This window comes from Paenibacillus terreus (genome assembly GCF_042138595.1).
GTDB classification, from domain to species: Bacteria; Bacillota; Bacilli; order Paenibacillales; family Paenibacillaceae; genus Paenibacillus; species Paenibacillus terreus.
The window spans coordinates 294,976-313,184 of record NZ_JBHIRX010000005.1 but is presented as its reverse complement, the minus strand read 5'-3'; the positions used below and the strand labels follow the sequence as shown (position 1 = coordinate 313,184).

Genomic DNA, 18,209 nt, shown 5'->3' with positions numbered 1-18,209 from the left:
TAATGTGTTCCTTCATGGAACAGATAAATGTCCTGGCTCGAAACCGCCCCGGCTGCCTTTAACTTGGCTGAATAATGGATGGGTTGAGCTTGCTCTTCCAAATGATCACCTGCTTTACATAGTTAAACTATACCTAAGTTATTACCCCATTGTTCCCAGTTTGAAAAAGAATTTTGCGGCCGCAATATTATTTATCTTATTTCCATTCATTCACAGGTCTGGATCGTTTCAAGAGTGACTATTTTCGTTTATGTATGTACTACATTGACAAAATTTCGGGAGGGAATCGAGATGTACAATAAAGAATGCATTGCCATGTTGCTCGCTGGCGGAGAAGGACGCCGCTTGGCACCGCTGACTTCAATCATAGCCAAACCCGCCGTTCCATTCGGCGGCAGTTACCGGATTATCGATTTTCCTCTCAGCAATTGCGTGAACTCTGGAATCGATACGGTCGGTGTTTTGACTCAATATGAAGCGGAGTCGCTTCACCAGCATATCGGCGAGGGTGAACCTTGGGGACTGAACAGCGCGACGGATAAAGGCATTACGCTCCTTCCTTCCTATAATACAGGCAGCTCAGAATATTTGGGAACAGCCGATGCCATTTATAAAAATTTGGAGTATATTGATCAGCAAAATCCGGAGCATGTACTCATTCTTTCCGGTGATCATATTTATTATATGGATTACCGTGAAATGCTGGAAACTCATAAAATGAGAGGAGCTGCTGCCACCATTTCCGTAATGGAGGTGCCTTGGGAAGATGCCAGCCGCTTCGGAGTTCTTAGCACGGATGAGCAGAAGCATGTTACCCGTTTTGCCGAGAAACCGGAACAGCCGGAAAGCAACCTGGCTTCCATGGGCATTTATCTGTTCAAATGGAGCTACCTTAAACAACTTTTGATTATGGATGCGGCAGACGACAGCTCAAGCCATGACTTTGGCAAGGATATCATTCCTAAAATGATCACCGATGCGGAGCCGGTGTGTGTCTATGAATTTCAGGGCTACTGGAAGGACGTAGGCACCGTGCAAAGCCTGTGGGATTCCCATATGGACCTGCTGACGGGTGAGTGTGAAATTGATTTAAACCGCCAGGACTGGCCGATGTTTACCCGTGAATGGCGGCCAAAGCTGAGTGCGCGCGGCAATTCACTGCCACAGTTGAACAACTGCCTGGTGCATGAAAGCTGCAATATGGAAGGTACCGCGAACGGGTCCGTTGTATTCTGCGGTGTAGAAGTTGGGAAATCGACCCGGATTGTAGACAGCGTCGTCATGCCAAACGTGAAAATCGGCCGCAATGTCGTCATTGAGCGGGCCATTATCGGAGAAGGCGCAGTTATCAAGGATGGTGCTGTCATTAAGGGATCAGCCAACGAAATTGTGGTTATCGGCCCGTATGAAACGGTTCTCGGCAAGCCTGCCGTCAGACCTCAGGCTGCCCGCTTGCTGAAGGATGCATATGAGAAAAACGCCCGTCGGCGTGCAGAAGGTCTGTCTTCTTAATGATAAAGGGATGTGCAAAAGTTTGGCAACTTTGCATATCCCTTTTTTTCTGTATGCCGCTGTCAAAGATCAGAGGATTTTTTCAGGTAAGGGGCAGCTCTTCTCTCCTCCCATTCGGTACGCAAAATCCCCATTTCAATGAGGCTCCAATACCGATTGCCAATCCGGGCACATTCTCTCATTAGTCCTTCCCGCTTAAAGCCTGCGTTTTCATATGTCCGAATGGCCGGCTCATTAAAATCAAACACCCCCAAAGTCATGCGGTGAAGCTTCAGCCCTTCAAAGCCGATGCGGAGCGCTTCATCAATCATGCTGCGGCCGCAGCCTCTGCCCCGGTATTCCGGATTACCGATCACAACTTTGCCGATTCGGCCCGACAGATTGCGCCTGTCTATCCCGATGGACAGGGTGCCAATGGTGTCTCCGGACAAGGCATGCAGCACTTTGTACACGAGTTTTCCACCGACAGCAGGATTGTTGGCATTCTCCATATACTGGTTCAGCGTATCCAACTGCAGCGGATGATCCCAGGAGGAACCTGCCCACTGCATCTGGAACTCGGGTGTACCAGCCCATTGCTGGAAGAGCGGCAAATCTTTGTTCAGCATATACTCGAACCGGATATCCCTGTCCGTATCCTGCTGTGGCTGCTTTTCATAAAGATTGACAAAACGCCCGCCTATATCCGAAATGCCCATGAAGCGAAAGCCTTGTTTTTGGTACACGGTGTTCAGCTTCGGGTTGTCTGAGCTGCAATCGAGACGGAGTCCTCTTTTCCCCATCTCTGCCACAATGTATTCTGCCGTACGCAGCAAATGTTCTCCAATACCCGCGCCGCTGCAGCGCCTGCGGACAGTGAGCCGATGGAGGTAGCCGAAGCTGCTGTCGTTGCGGTCCTTCCAGTAAGCGGGATCCTCATCCTGCAATGTAAACATGCCGGCAGGCTCGTCATTGATATAGGCGACATATACCTTTCGGTCCGCAAAATATTCGGCAACCCGCTGCTCGGTAAACAGGGAACGGTCCCATTGCTTGATTTGCTGCTCTGACAGCCAGCCTGCCGCTTCCTGCAGCAATTCCGCGACGACGCCGGTTTGCGACGAGGCCGCCTCCGTGATTTGCAATAAGCCCAGGTTCGTAGATACAGTATCTATAATTTTGCCATCATTCATTATGAGTCCCCGCTTCCTTATGTATATTGATGATTATCATACCAAAAAAACGGAAAGTCGTGCAGACAGTAGCTTTCCAGCTTCAGCTTGGATCGAGCATTTAAAAAGGACGCTGCCTAATGGCAGCGCCCTGAATGATGCTCAATGCGATTGCTCAGTGGTTTCAGCTTCAACCAACTCTACCGGAGCGCTCTGTTCTTCCAGAGCGGGAAGCTTAACCGTAACGGTGGTGCCTTGCCCAAGCACGCTATCCATCGCCATTTCCCCGCCATGGCGTTCGACAAACTGCTGGGAAATGGTCAGTCCCAAACCCGTTCCCCCGTTCTGATGATCAACCTGGAAGAAACGGTCTCTCACCTTTTGCAGGTTCTCCTCACTGATTCCAATTCCCGTATCCTGAACGGATACGGCGATTTGCTGATCTGCTTTTCTTAAGCTGATAAAAATATAGGAGTTCTCATGCGAGAACTTAATCGCATTGTCCACAATATTGAGAAATACCTGTTTGAGCCGGTTGCCGTCCCCGTGCACGAGATAAGGCTGTTCCTCAGCATCAAGATTGAGTTTGATCTTCTTCAGCTCCGCTTTGGCCCACACATTCAGCATGATCTCCTGCAGCAGCTCCCGCAGGTCAACGGTTCCCATTACCAGCTTCATCTCATTGCTCTGCAGCTTGGAGAAATCGAGGATTTCTTCCACAAGCCCAATCAGCCGGTCTGTCTCCCTGGATATAATCTGCATCCCGATCTTCGTCTCCTCCGGATCATAGCCTCCCGAATTCAGTGTCTCGCTCCAGCCTTTAATGCTGGTCAAAGGGGTGCGGAGCTCGTGGGAAATGGAGGAAATAAAATCATCCTTCACCTGATTGGTATGCACAACCTCCTGTGCCATATAGTTCAGGGTGGCTGCAAGCTCGCCAAGCTCATGCTGATAATTGCCTCTGATCCGGGCGTCAAATTTTCCTTCGGCCATCTGGGCCGACACTTCGGTAATCTCATTAAGCGGCCTTACAATGGAATTGGCCAGACCGACACTGAAAATGAGGACGATTGTTAACACAGCCGCTCCCACACTGATGGACAGCAGCGTAATATAAAAGATTCTGTCGTTCACCACATCAAGCGAGGTTACGTAACGCAGAATATAGACGTTATCTCCGCCGATGCCTGACAGCTTTTTGGATACAGCCATCACCTGCTGGCCGGTTTCCGGTTGCTTGCCCACCCAACGTCCATCTCCTCCGGCTAAGGCCTGGGCAACGTCGCTGGTCTGAATTTTCCGGTCAGATTCAAAGCCGGTGGAATTGATAATGACATTTCCCTGTTCATCAAGCACTTCCAGAAGCGTTTTTTCTATTTTGAAGTTATTGATCAAATTCGCGTTCAGCGATTGTCCCGGCATGCGTAAAGGCTGGGAGAGATCTGCCACATAATCGGCATGCAGCTCGATGTGCCGGTAGATGGTATCGTAATAATAGGTTCTGATCGCAAATAAGAAAATGACCTCCGCCAGCAGCAGAGCCAGAAACACCACAAAGAAGTAATGCAGGACAATCTGCCTGCGGATCCCTTTCTTAATCATTGACCCTGACCTTTCCATTTATATCCGTGACCCCACACAGTTTGCAAATAGGCGGGCTCTGACGGATTAGTCTCAATCTTCTGGCGGAGACGCCGGATATTCACGTCCACAATTTTCGGGTCCCCCATATATTCCTTGCCCCAGACGTGGTCAAGCAATACATCCCTGCTGAGCGGCGTGTTTTCTTTTTCCAGGAAAAACTGGATCAGCGAAAACTCGGTCGGTGTCAGCTCGATCGGCTGACCGTTCTTTTTGAACTGCTTGGAAATCAGATCGAGCGTAAACGGGCCGGAATGGAACGACACCTTGGCAGCCGTCTCACGGTGCACATTGACCCGTCTTAACAGCGAATGGATGCGGGCGATCAGCTCCGTCGGACTGAACGGCTTGCTGACATGGTCGTCAGCCCCTACAGAGAGAGCATACACCTTATCCTGCTCCTGAACCTTGGCTGTGAGAAAGATAATGCCGATCCGTTCATTGGTTTCACGTACCCTGCGGCATACCTCAAAGCCGTCAATGCCGGGCACCATCACGTCCAGCAGTGCAATATCAATATCCGGCACCGAATTCAGCAGATTGAGAGCCTCGTGCCCATCTCCTGCTTCCAACACTTCAAATCCGTTGCGCTTCAAGTTAATGACGATAAAACTGCGAATAGATTCTTCATCCTCAAGAATCAAAACTTTACTCACTGCTCTCCTCCCTTTCCACCGCTGTATTTAACATATTTCCCACCTTGCGTTTAAATGCTCCCGACTCTTTAATACCGACTACCTGGCCGCTTGTTCGCACCAGCTCTTCCCAGCCTCCGCTGACATTGTCCCATTGTGAAAGCGGGAAAAACTTGATTTCCGCAAGCACTTCGTTATTTTCAATCCTTACGAAGCGCAAATAACGGTTTTTGTCCGAATTGCGGTCAATGGTTACTTTGCCGTGCAGATCTTTGGGGATATTCAGAATAAACAGATTCTGGTTGTCACGATACTGCTGCACCTTGAAGATCGTGCCCTGTTCACCGTCCCACTGATAGAAGGAAACCAAGAAAGGCACCTCCGTCGGATCGGCATTCTCCCAGCCCGCCGGCCGTTCAAGCAGCCCGAATTCGAGAATTCCGTCCTTGTCCACATCTTCACTTAGAATAACGGCATCCCTGTACGTATGATCCACCAGATCAAGCCGCTGCATCCTGCCACCCTTCATGACAATAATATTGGACACCGACGCGGTCTGGGTGATCATTGTATCGATAATGAGTCCGGTCGTGTTCTTGGCCACCTGGCCTGCCGCTACATTATATACATTTGATATCTGACTCTCCAGATCAAGCCGTCCGATTTCCCGGAAGCCGTTGTTATACTGATAGGTTGTGACCGTAAAATACTCATTGCGCAAAAAAGAAATAATGGTAATATCCGTGACCTTGTCGCCATTCATATCCATCGGTTTTTGCCTGTTATCGTCCACCACAAAATGGGAATAGGGCATCTGCCAGACAATTTCCAATGAGCTGCCCGTATAGGAATAGACCATCAGGGTGTTCTCTGAATCCTCTTCGCCGCGTGAGAAGCCGGCTACAATGTCGATCGATCCATCATTCGTCACATCCACGAGCTTGAACGATTCCAGCACAAGGCCCGCCCCGTTGAACGTCAGCTTCTTCACCCAAGTGCCGTTCTGCTTCTCCAGCAGCATGCCGTGAATGCGCACATTTTCATCCTCAGGTGTTTCGTAAAACAAGACGGCTTCCTCTATCCCGTCGTTATTTAAATCCCCTACACGAATGGAGCTTGTATCCTCCGGATCACGCGGACTGACAATCTGATTTCCGGCAAGCTGTGAGGTGATCACACTATGCAGCTTCTGGTTGCCGTCCGGCATCAGCGGCTCTCTCATTAAGGAGACCGGGTCCGTTTCGTTGCCGATGCCGCAGCCTGCCAGCACAAAAACAGCAGCCAGCAGAAGCCCGACGAAGCCCAGAACACGCAGTCTTGTTAACATGCATCCACTTCCGTTCAAAGCATATTTTTCTCCCCGTAAGTTAATCTCCGTCCATGAACGTCAAAGACGATTTCGCCAGCCTGCAGCCCCCAGATCCGCGAAGCAAACCGTTCGGCCGCCTCCAGCGGAAGCACGCTGATGACGGTGATCCGCTCCTGCTTGCACAGCTCCTGCAGCGTATCCAGCACCTTGTCCGCAGCGGCAGGATCAAGACCGTTCACCGGCTCATCCGCCAAAATCACCTTGGCGCCGTGCACCAGGGCGCGGGCTATGGCAACCCGTTGACGTTCTCCCCCGCTTAGTTTCTCGCATTTGGCATGAGCTTTATCCAGCAGTCCTAGCTCTTCAAGCGTATCCATCGCTCCCATATAATCATCGGAACGGACCATGCCCGTAAGCATGCGCCAGACGGGAGTTTGGCCAGCTCTGCCGATCAATACGTTTTTAAGTGCGCTCCGGTTCAGATTCACATAAGGATTCTGCTCCAGAAATGCCCACTCCCGCCGCAGCTTTAATTTGCCCGAAATTCCGTTCTTCAGGACATCTTCCCCATCTATCATTAAACTGCCGCTGTCCCACGCTTCCTTCAGCGCCAGACAGCGCAGCAATGTGCTCTTCCCGCTGCCGCTTGGTCCGACAAGCGCAATAAATTCACCCGCCTGGATGTCCGCGCTTATATTGCGGAGCACCGGAATTCTGTCCGCTCCAACATGTTTGGTCAGCTGCCTTATTCTGATCATCGGCTATTTCCCCTTCTGTCCGCACCAACGAATTTTAGAACCTGCTTCCACTTAAGTTTATTGTAAACATAGATTAATTTCCATGCAAACAAATGTTCCAGAAACATATTGTTCAATGCATCGTGTTCGCGATATCTTTGGCAACAGACCGTCTGAACAGTCCGCCTAGCAGGCCGAAGACTACATAGCTTCCGCCTAGCAGCCAGAACATGCCGCCCATCGGCCCAAAATCAAGCACGGCGCCCCCGATATTAGGACCGACAATGCTGCCCAGACTGAAATGAAAGGAAGCGATGACGTTGGCTGCAGCCAGCAGCGATTTCGGCAAAATATCAGCCGCATAGGCGAGACCAAGCGAGAAAAAAGAGCCGACCAGGCCGCCCGCAACCGTCAGCAGCAGCAGATTCCAGCCAAATTGGGTGCCGGCCAGCGGCACCAGCATGAACATCAGCCCTCCTGCGATTCCGGTGAACATCAGAATCCTTTTGCGCCCCAGCCGGTCGCTCAGCAGGCCAAGCGGCATCTGCAGCAGCAGCCCGCCCAGGCCTACACATAGCAGCAGCGTTGAAATTTGCCCGCTATCCATGCCGGTGCGCAGTCCATATACCGGAAAATTGCTGTTCAGGCTGGCTTCCATATAACCGTACAGCAATGCGGGCAGCAGCGCGTACCAAGCCCATGTGTAGCTGAATCTGAAACGTCCGGCCCGCTTCTCTTCTCCCTCCTGCTTGAGCGGTCTGGAGTCCGGCAGCTTCCACAGGACGAGCAGAAGCACCAGGACGAACAAAACGGAAAGAACCGCAAACGGCGTCAGCTCCCCGTAATCCAGCAGCTTGATGCCAAGCGGCCCGATGCTGAACCCGAGACCGTACGACATGCCGTAAAATGAAATATTTCGCCCCCTGTGCTCGGCAGGTGTCATCAGCAGCACCCAGAGCTGGGCCGCGTAATTCACCGCACTGTCGCCGATGCCTACGGCAAGACGCAGCAGAAACCACAGCCTCACATCGGGAATGAGCGGAAACATCATCAGCGTTACCAGCACAAGCGAGAGCCCGGCAGCCATCAGTCTTTTGAAGCCGACCCTGCCCAGCACCCTTTCCGCAATCAGAGTCATCCCGAAGGACCCGATATACAAAGCGGCGGCGTTCAGCCCGTTGAGCGACGACGACACGCCCATGTTTTCCAGATAAATGGACAGTACAGGCAGGAGGAGCCCCTGGCTCAGACCGGCGGCGATAATGACGGATATGAGAATAAAATATTGAAGTCTCATGGATGATTGCTCTTTCTGTGAAGATGACGACAAAAAAGTAACCCCCTGGCCATACAAAAATAAATCGTCATCCGGACCCGGATTCACTGATGATTTCAGTAAGCCGGGTTACTGATGACGACACGGTTATTCGGTGCAGGTTGCAATGCAACCAGAGCTTAGTTGAATAAACTCATCCGATTATGTACATTCAATAGACAGACTAGTTCACATTATAGTGGACAACGTCCGGCAAAACAAGCGATAATGAATGTTGACGCAATTATTTCAAGGTTGCAATAGCAGGCTGTCTGACAGGAGGCATTTTGTCGCATGAGCTACGAGGTCAAAATTGACGCATCTCCGATTTATGAGCTGCTCGGAAGCTTTATGGTATACGTCACCAAAAAATGGGTCCGGGATCTGGATGTGGGAACCGCATGGATTGAGCAGGTTGATAACAAACTATCTTCTGATGCCAAACAAGCCATCGATACAGCCAGAGATCTGCCCTTTAATGATTACGATGTTCTGTATGCATGGGCCTTTACAAGGCCGGGTTTTGATGAAATCGCCGATTTTCTGGCCTATCTGGAGAGCAGTGACGACCAGCTGCTGTTTGAGCGGGTCTTCCATCATCTGCCTTTCCTGACTCCGGAGGAATCCGTCAGAATCCGCCGTACTTACACCCCCCTGCTCCGCGCCTGGGACAAGGAGTACTTCCGCCAGCAGGAAGGGGAACTGCGGGCCATCGCGTTTGAGGATGCCGAGGAGAAAAAAATGCTGCTTGGCAAAATGGACCCCGATGCACTGGTAGAGTACGCCACGTCTGGATTGGTGGTTCCGCCGCTGCAGGATCTGGATACGGTCGTCCTTTTCCCGAGCGCGCATAACCGGCCGATCAATACGTACTGCTTCTACAGCCGGATGCTGCTGATTCAGTACCCGGTGGATATCCCCGAGGAGAATGAGGATGAGCCGCCTACCATTTTACTGAGATTGACCCGGGCTGTTGCGGATCCGCAGCGTCTGCGGCTGCTCCGTTATTTTGCCGGCGAACCGAAATCGCTGTCCGATATGCGCCGGGATTTAAAGCAGGCGGATGAAGAACTGATGTCTGATTTGATGATTTTGCGGGTGGCCGGGCTGCTGCGCATTCACATCGGCCGTTACGGCAAGGAAAAGTTCAGCATCCGCCCCGAGGGCACCTCAGACTTGCAAATGTTTTTGGAATCGTACGTCCGGATTTGAGCAGCCTCTTATCCGGCCGTCAGGGAGGAAATCAACAGTTTATGATCACACGGCAACAAATTATATTTGATTTAGACGATACGCTAGTATACTGTAACAAATACTTCGATATGATTCTTGACCAGTTTTATGAGACATTGCTGGATTGGTTTGCGGGTGAAGGACTGACGACCGAGGAAATCCGCGACAAGCAGATCGAAATTGATGTCGCGGGCGTGCACAAGCTTGGTTTTGCCAGCGAGCATTTTCCCCGCTCATTGGTTGAAACGTACCATTATTTCTGCGATGCTTACCAACGCAGTTATGTCCAAACGGAGGAGGAGCAGCTCCTTCTGTTGGGAAGAAGCGTATATGATCAGGAAGTGGAGCCATACCCGGGTATGGTGGAAACCCTTGAATCCCTGCGCAAGGCTGGCCATACACTTTACCTATATACCGGCGGGGAAACGGCAATCCAGCAGCGCAAGATCGATCAGATAAAGCTGTCCAAATATTTTGATGACCGCATTTTCATCCGCCAACACAAAAATATACAAGCATTGGAAGAGATTTTACGGACGAACCGGTTTGACCGCAGCGTGACCTGGATGATCGGCAATTCACTCCGTACAGACGTTTCACCTGCGCTTGAAGCGGGAATCCATGCGATTTATCTGAAGCAGGAAAAGGAATGGGTCTATAACATGGTGGAGCTACAGCAGAAGCCTGCCTCTGTCATGTATACGATCAAAACCCTAACGGAAGTTCCCCGCGTCATTCATGAAAGCATTCAAATTCACCAGCAAAAAAGGACCCTTGGTTAGGGGTCCTTTCTGTTTTCATTTATTCCCTTCTCACGCCCAGCTTGCCCGTCGGCGCATCCTCCAGTACAATTCTGGCCTTAACGGCCGAACCGTCACTGCGCTTGAACGTCAACAGCTGGGTCTGGCCTTTGCTCAGCAGCGATTTCAGCATCGCTTCCGATACGCTTTTGCCCTTGTATTCCTTCCAGATGACGAACCCGCAGCCCTGCTTGAAATGAGTGCAGCCGTAGCCTTTGCGGCCTTCGATAATCGTGCCGCCGCAGCCCGGGCGGGGGCAGTCCCCAAGCTTCGTGCGCTCAGCCACAAGGGTCGCTGATGCGGAGGCGCTGCGGGCACTTTTTGCACTTTCGGTTCTCCCTCTTCCGGAGCCGCTTGTACGGCCCTTGCGTGTCCGATTGCCTCGGTCCGCACCGAAGGAATCCGCCGCGGCAGGCGCCTGTTTTCTAACCTTTTCAATGACCGAAAAAGTGAACTTCTTTACATTTTCCATGAACTTTTCCTGGGCAGCTTCACCCTTGGAAATCTGGTTCAATCTGCGTTCCCATTGTCCGGTCATTTCCGGACTCGCCAGCAGCTCAACCCCGGCGTGCCGGATCAGCTCGATGGCCGTTTTTCCCTTTTCCGTAATGAGGATGCGCTTGCCCTTCATCTCGATATAACCGACCTGCTTGAGCCGTTCAATAGTGGCAGCCCGGGTGGCTGGTGTGCCGAGGCCCGCATCCTTCATCACTTCACGCAGCTCCTCATCCTCCATCTGCTTGCCCGCACTCTCCATTGCTTTCAGCAACGTGCCCTCCGTGTAGCTTTTAGGCGGCTGGGTCGCTTTCTCCTTCACTTCCGATTTCATGCAATGGGCTGACTGGGCGGGGTCGAGCTCGAAATGCCCTTCCGTCCACTCCTCCGTCTCTTCCTCCTCATCCTTTTTACCGCGTTTGCCTGACTTCTTCTCCTTGTCCGTTGCAGCAGCCTCAAGCACGATCTTCCAGCCCAGTGAAACGAGCTCCTTAATGCCTGTTTTGAAGGTATGCTGCTCCACCCGCGTCAGCACGGTGTGCACCTTGTACTCCGCCGGCGGATAAAAATGGGACAAAAAGCGGCGTACCACCAGATCATAAATGTTCTGTTCATCCTTGCTGAGCGTACCCGCTTTCTTTAAGGTTGGCAGAATCGCATGGTGATCTTCAACCCTGGCCGGATTGCAGACCGATTTGTTTTGCTTGTGAACCAGCCCCGTATTGGCATTGTGCGCAAGCTCCGCGTACGGGCCGGATTTCAGCATATGAAGCGTTTTGTGCATGCCTTCGATATTTTGCTCGGTTACATAATTAGAGTTCGTCCGCGGGTAAGAAATGACCTTATGGCGTTCGTACAATGCCTGTGCCAGATCCAGCGTTTTCTTGGCCGAATATCCGTACTTGGCGTTGGCCTCACGCTGCAGCAGGGTCAAATCATACAGCTTGAAAGGATATTCCTTCGTCGGCTTCACTTCATATTTGGCAATACTGCCTGTTTTACCTTTGACCGCGGCGGCAATGTCAGCCGCCTTCTCCTGCTCGGTCAGGCGGTCTCCCTGCCATATCCCTTTATATTCGGTCTGTCCCTGCTTAAAAAAGCCCAGCACCTCATAAAAGGTCTGGCTTTCAAACGCGGCAATCTCCTTCTCGCGGTCATAGATCAAGGCCAGCACAGGCGTCTGCACCCTGCCTACAGACAAGAGCGCATTATGTCTGGTCGTAAAAGCGCGCGAAGCATTCATGCCGATCAGCCAATCGGCTTCACTGCGCGCCCGGGCCGCAAGCGTCAGGTTGTCGTACTCCGCAGCATCCTTCATATTCGCGAAGCCCTGTGAAATACTTTCAGCCGTCAAATCCGAAATCCACAGCCGCTTTACGGGCTGCCGCAATTTCAGCTGCTGCTGTATTAAAGCAAAAATATACTGTCCTTCACGCCCCGCGTCACAAGCGTTTACGATGGCATTGCAGCGCTTGGCCAGTTCCCCGATCGTTTTCAGCTGATCTTTTGTCTTCGGATTGGGCACAATTTTGAAATGCTGCGGTATAATGGGCAAATCATTGATATTCCAGCGCTTGTACTTCGGATCATAAGCATCCGGCTCAGCAAGTCCCAGCAAATGGCCGATGGCCCAGGTTATAATATAACGTTCTCCTTCCAAATAGGTGCGGTTGTTCTTGGCACGCGGTTCGATCACAGCCGCTATCGTCCTTCCCATATCGGGTTTCTCGGCGATCACCAGCGTCTTCATCCATTTCTTCCTCCCTGGCCTCCTGCACTTCAGCAGGCTGGCCCTTTCCGTTTAGAAGCAAAAAAAGCTTTCGTATAAAGTGCGTGTTCAAAAAGTCAGGTTTTCAGCACCAAGAAGGTTGGATGAAGCAGGGACTGAGGAGCGGAGCGTACTTGGGGTACGTGAGCCCCGGAAGGCCCAGCTGAATTCAAGATTCGATGTCGAGTCCGCCTCCTGATTTCCTTCGTGATCAAAAGATGACTTTTTGAACTACCTCTTAAAGAAAGCTTCATGCCATGAATACAGCCCATTATACCACATAAACCGTTCCTTCTAAAGAAGAGGTAAACCGCCTCTAAGTTACGTATGAGTCATATTAAATAACATAAAAAATACATATTCACGGGATGAATTTTGATTTTTCAATTGTTTTTTGTTTTCCTCATATATTTTGTGGCTAAGGCAAGATTTATGTGTTATATTAAATGACAACAAAGGTGCAAAAAAGACTCCGCCTAAGCAGAGTCTCGAGAAATAGAATGATAGCTATGGATAAAATTTTACACCAATACAGAGGAGCCCATCAAATATTTATCCACTTCACGGGCCACTTCTCTTCCTTCGTGGATCGCCCAGACGACCAGACTTTGGCCGCGGCGCATGTCGCCAGCAGCGAACACTTTATCCACGTTCGTTACATATTTGCCGTAACGGGCTTTCACGTTGGAACGGCGGTCCGTTTCCAAGCCTACCTGTTCGATGATGGTTTGCTCAGGACCGTCAAAACCGATGGCAATCAAGGCCACTTGCGCAGGGAATACACGCTCTGTGCCAGGGATCGGCTGATAGATCTTGCGTCCTGTTTCGTCTACAATACGCTGAATCTGTACCGTATGCAGTTCCTTCAGGTTGCCGTTCTCATCCCCGACAAATTTCGTTGTCATGATGGAGAACTCGCGCGGATCATCGCCGAAAATGGCTTTTGCTTCCTCCTGTGCGTAATCAAGCTGGTACACATTCGGGAATTGCGGCCACGGATTGGCGATGGGATCCCGCTCCAGCGGCGCTTTGCTATGCGTACCGAATTGGGTTACACTGCGGCAGCCATGACGCAGCGCTGTAGCTACACAGTCCGAGCCGGTGTCGCCGCCGCCGATAACAATAACGTCCTTGCCTTCGGCATTGATGAACTTACCGTCCTGCAGACCTGAATCCAGGTAGCTCTTGATCGTTCCGTTCAGGTAGTCCATCGCATAATGCACACCGTTCAGATTACTTCCCTCAATGTTGAATTCTCTTGGCTTCGTTGCGCCACCGCATAATACCACCGCATCATAGTCATCAACCAACTGCTGTGCCGGAATGTCCTTGCCGATTTCCGTTCCGGTAATAAACTGAATTCCTTCCGCCTCCAGCAGCTCCACACGCCGCTGTACCACCTTTTTATCCAGCTTCATGCTTGGAATGCCGTACGTCAGCAGTCCACCTACACGGTCGGCACGCTCGTATACGGTTACAGTGTGGCCCGCTTTATTCAACTGGGCGGCGGCTGCCAGTCCCGCTGGACCGGACCCGACGACTGCTACGCGCTTGCCTGTGCGCTTCTCAGGCGGATTGGGAACGACCCAGCCTTCTTCAAAGCCCTTCTCAATAATCGCTTCTTCAATGGTCTTGATCGTCACGGGCTGTCCGATCAGACCGACGGTACATGAACCCTCGCATGGAGCGGGACAGACACGCCCCGTGAATTCCGGAAAGTTGTTCGTCTTGTGCAGACGGTCCAGGGCCTCTTTCCAGAGTCCGCGGTATACAAGATTGTTCCACTCGGGAATGAGGTTATGAACAGGACAGCCGTATGTGCTGCCGGCCATATCCAAGCCTGTATGGCAATAAGGGGTTCCGCAGTCCATGCAACGTGCACCCTGTGTGCGCAATTCTTCTTCGCTCAAATGCTTATGGAACTCCTCCCAGTCCTTAACCCGTTCCAGCGGGTCGCGGTCTGCAGGAAGCTGTCTTTTATACTCCATAAACCCTGTTGGTGTAGACATCTTACGTTCCCCCATCTCCTCTTATCTGTGCCCGCTTCGCGAACATTCCGCACCCCCCTCATATGAAGGACGCTCAGGAATATGAAACGGTAAAACTTAATTGAACCAAATTTGATTCATTGTAACACAATAAAGCAGAAAAGTGTTGAAATACTGTGCAACTTTTTAGCGAAAAGCGAAATGTATTTTCAATCACATCAATAAATATTTCAAATAGTATACCATACCCAGTTCTGTATAATAAATAGAAAAGTCGCATATTTATTTGGTCTTGAGAGGTAGTTCAAAAAGTCATCTTTTGATCACGAAGGAAATCAGGAAGCGGACTCGACATCGAATCTTGAATTCAACCGGGACTAAGCGGATGCTTCCGAAGCATGTTTCCTGCGGAAACATTTCAGGTGCTCACGTACCCCAAGTACGCTCCGCTCCTCAGTCCCTAGTTTCATCCAACTCCAGCGTTTTGAAAAAACGCACTTCGGAAGCATACGCTTCGGTGCTGAAAACCTGACTTTTTGAACACGCACTATAAGTTTCGCCTTCCAGCAATTATGCTCTTTCATAAAAAACAAAGCGATACCGGTAAGGGTTCTTCTCGTCCATTATGCCCGGAATTTCGCGCACAACCTCCCAGGCGCTCCAATCCAGATCCGGAAAGACGGTATCTCCCTCGAAAGCTTCATCAATATGAGTTACAATCAGCTCGTCGGCATAAGGCCAGAACAGCTTGTAAATCTCAGCCCCCCCGATAATCATAAGCTGCTCCCGCTCGGCCAGCTTCAGCCCTTCGTCAAGGCTGTGAATCACATCCGCTCCATTCGCGGTATAATCAGAATCACGGGTCAGAACGACATTGTTGCGCTGCGGCAGGCTTCGGCCGCCGAAGGATTCCCACGTCTTGCGGCCCATCAGCACCGTTTTGTTAAGTGTCTGTTCCTTAAAAAATGCCATATCCCGCGGCAGTCTCCATGGGAGAGCATTATTCCGTCCAATCGTTCTGTTCTTATCCATTGCCCATATCATGGAAATACTCATGCAAGTCCCCCCTTTCACACCCCAAAAGGCTTGTCTGCGGCAGTTCTGCCGACTTTAAATCGCCACTGGCGCCTTGATCCCCGGATGATGCTGGTAGTTCACAAACTCAAAATCTTCAAAGGTATAATCGAAAATCGAATCAGGCTTCCGCTTGATCACCAGCTTTGGCAGCGGATAAGGCTCGCGCTGCAGCTGTGTGCGCACCTGCTCGAAATGATTTGAATAAATATGCACGTCCCCGCCGGACCAGATAAATTCGCCCACTTCAAGGCCGCACTGCTGGGCAACCATATGTGTAAGCAGAGCATAACTTGCGATATTAAAAGGCAGTCCCAGGAAGGTATCCACCGAACGCATCGTCAGCATGCAGGAGAGTTTGCCGTCCGCAACGTAAAATTGAAATACAAAGTGGCATGGCGGCAGCTTCATCCGCTCGATTTCCGCAACATTCCACGCGCTCACCATATGCCTGCGCGAGTCCGGATTGTTCTTGATCGAATCGATAACATTGGCAATCTGGTCAATCGTTCTTCCGTCCGGCGTTTCCCAGGTGCGCCATTGCGAGCCGTATACTGGACCGAGATCACCGTTCTCATCCGCCCATTCATCCCAGATTGTAACGCCATGCTCCTTCAAATAAGCTATATTGGTGTCGCCGCGCAAAAACCAGAGCAGCTCATGAATGACCGATTTCAGATGGATTCTTTTTGTCGTCACGAGCGGAAACCCTTCTGACAGATCAAACCGGAGCTGCCTGCCGAAAACGGAACGGGTTCCCGTACCCGTACGATCATTCTTGTCCGTTCCATGCTCCATAATATCCTTCAGCAATTCCAAATAATTTTTCACTACGCATACCCCTTTTCGTGCAAACATTGTGCATGACAGCATTCGTCCGGTTTCACCAGATCACGTCATCGCTTATAAATATCCTGACTCTTAGTGTACCATGAGCCGCCGACTCGCTCCAGATGAAAAAAACGTCTATCGACGTACATTCATAGAGGGGCAGACCGCGTTTAGCAGTAGTTTTTCTTGCGATTCCAGGAAGCATATAGCAAGAAGTTTATACTTTCTGAATCTTAAAAAAACAGAGAACGCCCTTGGCGTTCTCTGCTCTGTGCAAAATATATAATACGTGTAAGAATTAGCGGCGAGGAACCATGGTATGGATTGGATGACCCAATACCACTTCAGCTGCCTCGGCAACCAGCTCACCCAGTGTAGGATGCGCATGGATGGTAAGAGCGATATCTTCCAGCGTAGCTCCCATTTCAATGGCAAGACCCAGCTCGGCGATGAGGTTGGATGCCTCAATACCTACGATTTGCGCACCCAGTACAAGACCGGTTTCTTCATCAGCCACGATTTTCACGAAGCCTTCGGCGCCGTTCAGGGAAACGGCACGGCCGTTCGCAGCATAAGAGAATTTACCGGTTTTTACTTTGTGGCCTTTGTCTTTGGCCTGCTGCTCGCTGTAGCCTACGCTTGCGCATTCAGGATCTGTAAATACTACAGCAGGAATGCACTTGTAGTCCACTACGGAAGGCATGCCGGCAATGGCTTCAGCCGCCACTTTACCCTCATAGGAAGCTTTGTGCGCCAGTGCAGGACCTGCAACAATATCACCGATAGCGAAAATATGCTTATGATTAGTGCGACCTTGATGATCCACTTTTACAAAACCGCGCTCGTCCAATTCCACTTCAATCAGATCAAGACCCAGCTCACCATCCGTGTTTGGACGGCGTCCAACTGTAACAAGCAGGTATTCAGCCGTTACTTCTTTGCTCTCGCCATTTACGGAGTACTTCACAGTAACGTCTTTGTCTGTTTGCTCAGCGCTTTCGGCTTTGGCGCCTGTTACGATTTCGATGTTCGTTTTCTTCATGTTCTTCGCAACAAGTGAAGTCATATCTTTATCAAAGCCAGGCAGAACGGTATCCATACCTTCGATGATAGTCACTTTTGTGCCAAATTTGGAGTACATTTGACCCAGCTCAGCACCGATGTAGCCACCGCCGATCACGATCAGGCTCTTCGGGACTTCAGGCAGGTTCAGCGCTTCTGTCGAAGACAGAATGCGTCCGCCAAACGGGAATGGCTTCAGCTCGATTGGACGGGAACCGGTAGCGATGATGCAGTTTTTGAAACGGTAACGCGGAGATTCATGATCATTGAACACACGCGCTTCGTTTTGGTTAATGAACATGCACTCACCGTTGAAGATTTCCACTTTGTTGCCTTTGAGCAGCGCGCTTACACCGCTGGTCATTTTCTTAACGACACTTTCCTTGAACTCCTGCGTTTTGGTGAAGTCCACTTTAACGTCACCCACCGACACGCCGAAGAAATCGGCGTGCAGTGCGTTTTCGTACTGATGGGCTGCGGAGATCAGGGCTTTGGACGGAATGCAGCCGCGGTTCAAGCACACGCCGCCGAGCTCCGATTTATCCACGATCAACACCTTTTGACCCAGTTGCGCAGCGCGGATGGCGGCTACATAACCGCCAGGTCCCGCACCGATGACCAATGTATCAATATCCAGAGAAGCGTCTCCTACTACCAT

14 protein-coding genes are annotated in these 18,209 nt (G+C 50.8%); 3 read left to right on the top strand and 11 right to left on the bottom strand.

From position 1 onward, the window contains the following. Nucleotides 1-291 precede the first annotated feature (291 nt). Nucleotides 292-1,512, top strand: coding sequence for a glucose-1-phosphate adenylyltransferase (locus tag ACE5KN_RS12585; RefSeq protein WP_375523733.1), 1,221 nt, complete (start codon nucleotides 292-294; stop codon nucleotides 1,510-1,512). Between the two features lie 62 nt (nucleotides 1,513-1,574). On the opposite strand, the gene ACE5KN_RS12580 is transcribed toward ACE5KN_RS12585, so the two are convergent. The 6 genes from ACE5KN_RS12580 to ACE5KN_RS12555 all read right to left on the bottom strand — a co-directional run bounded on the left by ACE5KN_RS12580 (nucleotide 1,575) and on the right by ACE5KN_RS12555 (nucleotide 8,282). Beyond that, on the bottom strand, nucleotides 1,575-2,684 hold the full coding sequence (locus ACE5KN_RS12580; protein WP_375523732.1) for a GNAT family N-acetyltransferase: 1,110 nt from the start codon (nucleotides 2,682-2,684) through the stop codon (nucleotides 1,575-1,577). 141 nt (nucleotides 2,685-2,825) lie between these two features. Then, the gene (locus tag ACE5KN_RS12575; protein ID WP_375523731.1) at nucleotides 2,826-4,265 is read right to left on the bottom strand and encodes a sensor histidine kinase; all 1,440 of its coding nucleotides are present in this window, start codon (nucleotides 4,263-4,265) and stop codon (nucleotides 2,826-2,828) included. Beyond that, entirely contained in the window at nucleotides 4,262-4,960 is a 699-nt protein-coding gene (locus ACE5KN_RS12570; protein WP_375523730.1) for a response regulator transcription factor, read from the bottom strand. Before ACE5KN_RS12570 ends, ACE5KN_RS12575 begins: the two co-directional genes overlap by 4 nt. Continuing rightward, entirely contained in the window at nucleotides 4,953-6,266 is a 1,314-nt protein-coding gene (locus ACE5KN_RS12565; protein ID WP_375523729.1) for a hypothetical protein, read from the bottom strand. The genes ACE5KN_RS12570 and ACE5KN_RS12565 overlap by 8 nt, the downstream gene beginning before the upstream one ends. 14 nt (nucleotides 6,267-6,280) lie before the next feature. Next, on the bottom strand, nucleotides 6,281-7,006 hold the full coding sequence (locus ACE5KN_RS12560; protein ID WP_375523728.1) for a phosphonate ABC transporter ATP-binding protein: 726 nt from the start codon (nucleotides 7,004-7,006) through the stop codon (nucleotides 6,281-6,283). Nucleotides 7,007-7,118: 112 nt separating this feature from the next. Further along, nucleotides 7,119-8,282, bottom strand: coding sequence for an MFS transporter (locus ACE5KN_RS12555; RefSeq protein ID WP_375523763.1), 1,164 nt, complete (start codon nucleotides 8,280-8,282; stop codon nucleotides 7,119-7,121). Nucleotides 8,283-8,594: 312 nt separating this feature from the next. Between ACE5KN_RS12555 and ACE5KN_RS12550 the strand changes: the two genes are divergently transcribed. Together ACE5KN_RS12550 and ACE5KN_RS12545 are read left to right on the top strand one after the other, a co-directional pair. Further along, nucleotides 8,595-9,512: an ArsR family transcriptional regulator gene (locus ACE5KN_RS12550; protein WP_375523727.1), complete on the top strand. Its 918-nt coding sequence runs from the start codon at nucleotides 8,595-8,597 to the stop codon at nucleotides 9,510-9,512. Nucleotides 9,513-9,553: 41 nt separating this feature from the next. After that, nucleotides 9,554-10,315: an HAD family hydrolase gene (locus tag ACE5KN_RS12545; RefSeq protein WP_375523726.1), complete on the top strand. Its 762-nt coding sequence runs from the start codon at nucleotides 9,554-9,556 to the stop codon at nucleotides 10,313-10,315. A gap of 19 nt (nucleotides 10,316-10,334) precedes the next feature. On the opposite strand, the gene ACE5KN_RS12540 is transcribed toward ACE5KN_RS12545, so the two are convergent. From ACE5KN_RS12540 to lpdA, 5 genes are all read right to left on the bottom strand, one after another. Beyond that, nucleotides 10,335-12,578 carry a type IA DNA topoisomerase gene (locus ACE5KN_RS12540; protein ID WP_375523725.1) on the bottom strand — a complete coding sequence of 748 codons (2,244 nt, stop codon included), beginning with the start codon at nucleotides 12,576-12,578 and terminating at the stop codon, nucleotides 10,335-10,337. A gap of 539 nt (nucleotides 12,579-13,117) precedes the next feature. Further along, a complete protein-coding gene (locus ACE5KN_RS12535) occupies nucleotides 13,118-14,605 on the bottom strand; it encodes a glutamate synthase subunit beta (RefSeq protein ID WP_375523724.1) in 1,488 nt (495 codons plus the stop codon). Between the two features lie 549 nt (nucleotides 14,606-15,154). Further along, a complete protein-coding gene (locus ACE5KN_RS12530; RefSeq protein ID WP_375523723.1) occupies nucleotides 15,155-15,640 on the bottom strand; it encodes a dihydrofolate reductase in 486 nt (161 codons plus the stop codon). Between the two features lie 54 nt (nucleotides 15,641-15,694). Further along, nucleotides 15,695-16,489, bottom strand: coding sequence for a thymidylate synthase (gene thyA, locus ACE5KN_RS12525; protein ID WP_375523722.1), 795 nt, complete (start codon nucleotides 16,487-16,489; stop codon nucleotides 15,695-15,697). Between the two features lie 298 nt (nucleotides 16,490-16,787). Next, entirely contained in the window at nucleotides 16,788-18,209 is a 1,422-nt protein-coding gene (lpdA, locus tag ACE5KN_RS12520; protein ID WP_375523721.1) for a dihydrolipoyl dehydrogenase, read from the bottom strand.

What these genes read in the sequence shown, in the direction of transcription:
- ACE5KN_RS12585 (WP_375523733.1), top strand. Translation starts at nt 292, where the DNA reads ATGTACAATAAAGAATGCATTGCCATGTTGCTCGCTGGCGGAGAAGGA.
- ACE5KN_RS12580 (WP_375523732.1), bottom strand. Translation starts at nt 2,684, where the DNA reads ATGAATGATGGCAAAATTATAGATACTGTATCTACGAACCTGGGCTTA.
- ACE5KN_RS12575 (WP_375523731.1), bottom strand. Translation starts at nt 4,265, where the DNA reads ATGATTAAGAAAGGGATCCGCAGGCAGATTGTCCTGCATTACTTCTTT.
- ACE5KN_RS12565 (WP_375523729.1), bottom strand. Translation starts at nt 6,266, where the DNA reads ATGTTAACAAGACTGCGTGTTCTGGGCTTCGTCGGGCTTCTGCTGGCT.
- ACE5KN_RS12560 (WP_375523728.1), bottom strand. Translation starts at nt 7,006, where the DNA reads ATGATCAGAATAAGGCAGCTGACCAAACATGTTGGAGCGGACAGAATT.
- ACE5KN_RS12555 (WP_375523763.1), bottom strand. Translation starts at nt 8,282, where the DNA reads ATGAGACTTCAATATTTTATTCTCATATCCGTCATTATCGCCGCCGGT.
- ACE5KN_RS12550 (WP_375523727.1), top strand. Translation starts at nt 8,595, where the DNA reads ATGAGCTACGAGGTCAAAATTGACGCATCTCCGATTTATGAGCTGCTC.
- ACE5KN_RS12545 (WP_375523726.1), top strand. Translation starts at nt 9,554, where the DNA reads ATGATCACACGGCAACAAATTATATTTGATTTAGACGATACGCTAGTA.
- ACE5KN_RS12540 (WP_375523725.1), bottom strand. Translation starts at nt 12,578, where the DNA reads ATGAAGACGCTGGTGATCGCCGAGAAACCCGATATGGGAAGGACGATA.
- ACE5KN_RS12535 (WP_375523724.1), bottom strand. Translation starts at nt 14,605, where the DNA reads ATGTCTACACCAACAGGGTTTATGGAGTATAAAAGACAGCTTCCTGCA.
- ACE5KN_RS12530 (WP_375523723.1), bottom strand. Translation starts at nt 15,640, where the DNA reads ATGAGTATTTCCATGATATGGGCAATGGATAAGAACAGAACGATTGGA.
- lpdA (WP_375523721.1), bottom strand. Translation starts at nt 18,209, where the DNA reads ATGGTAGTAGGAGACGCTTCTCTGGATATTGATACATTGGTCATCGGT.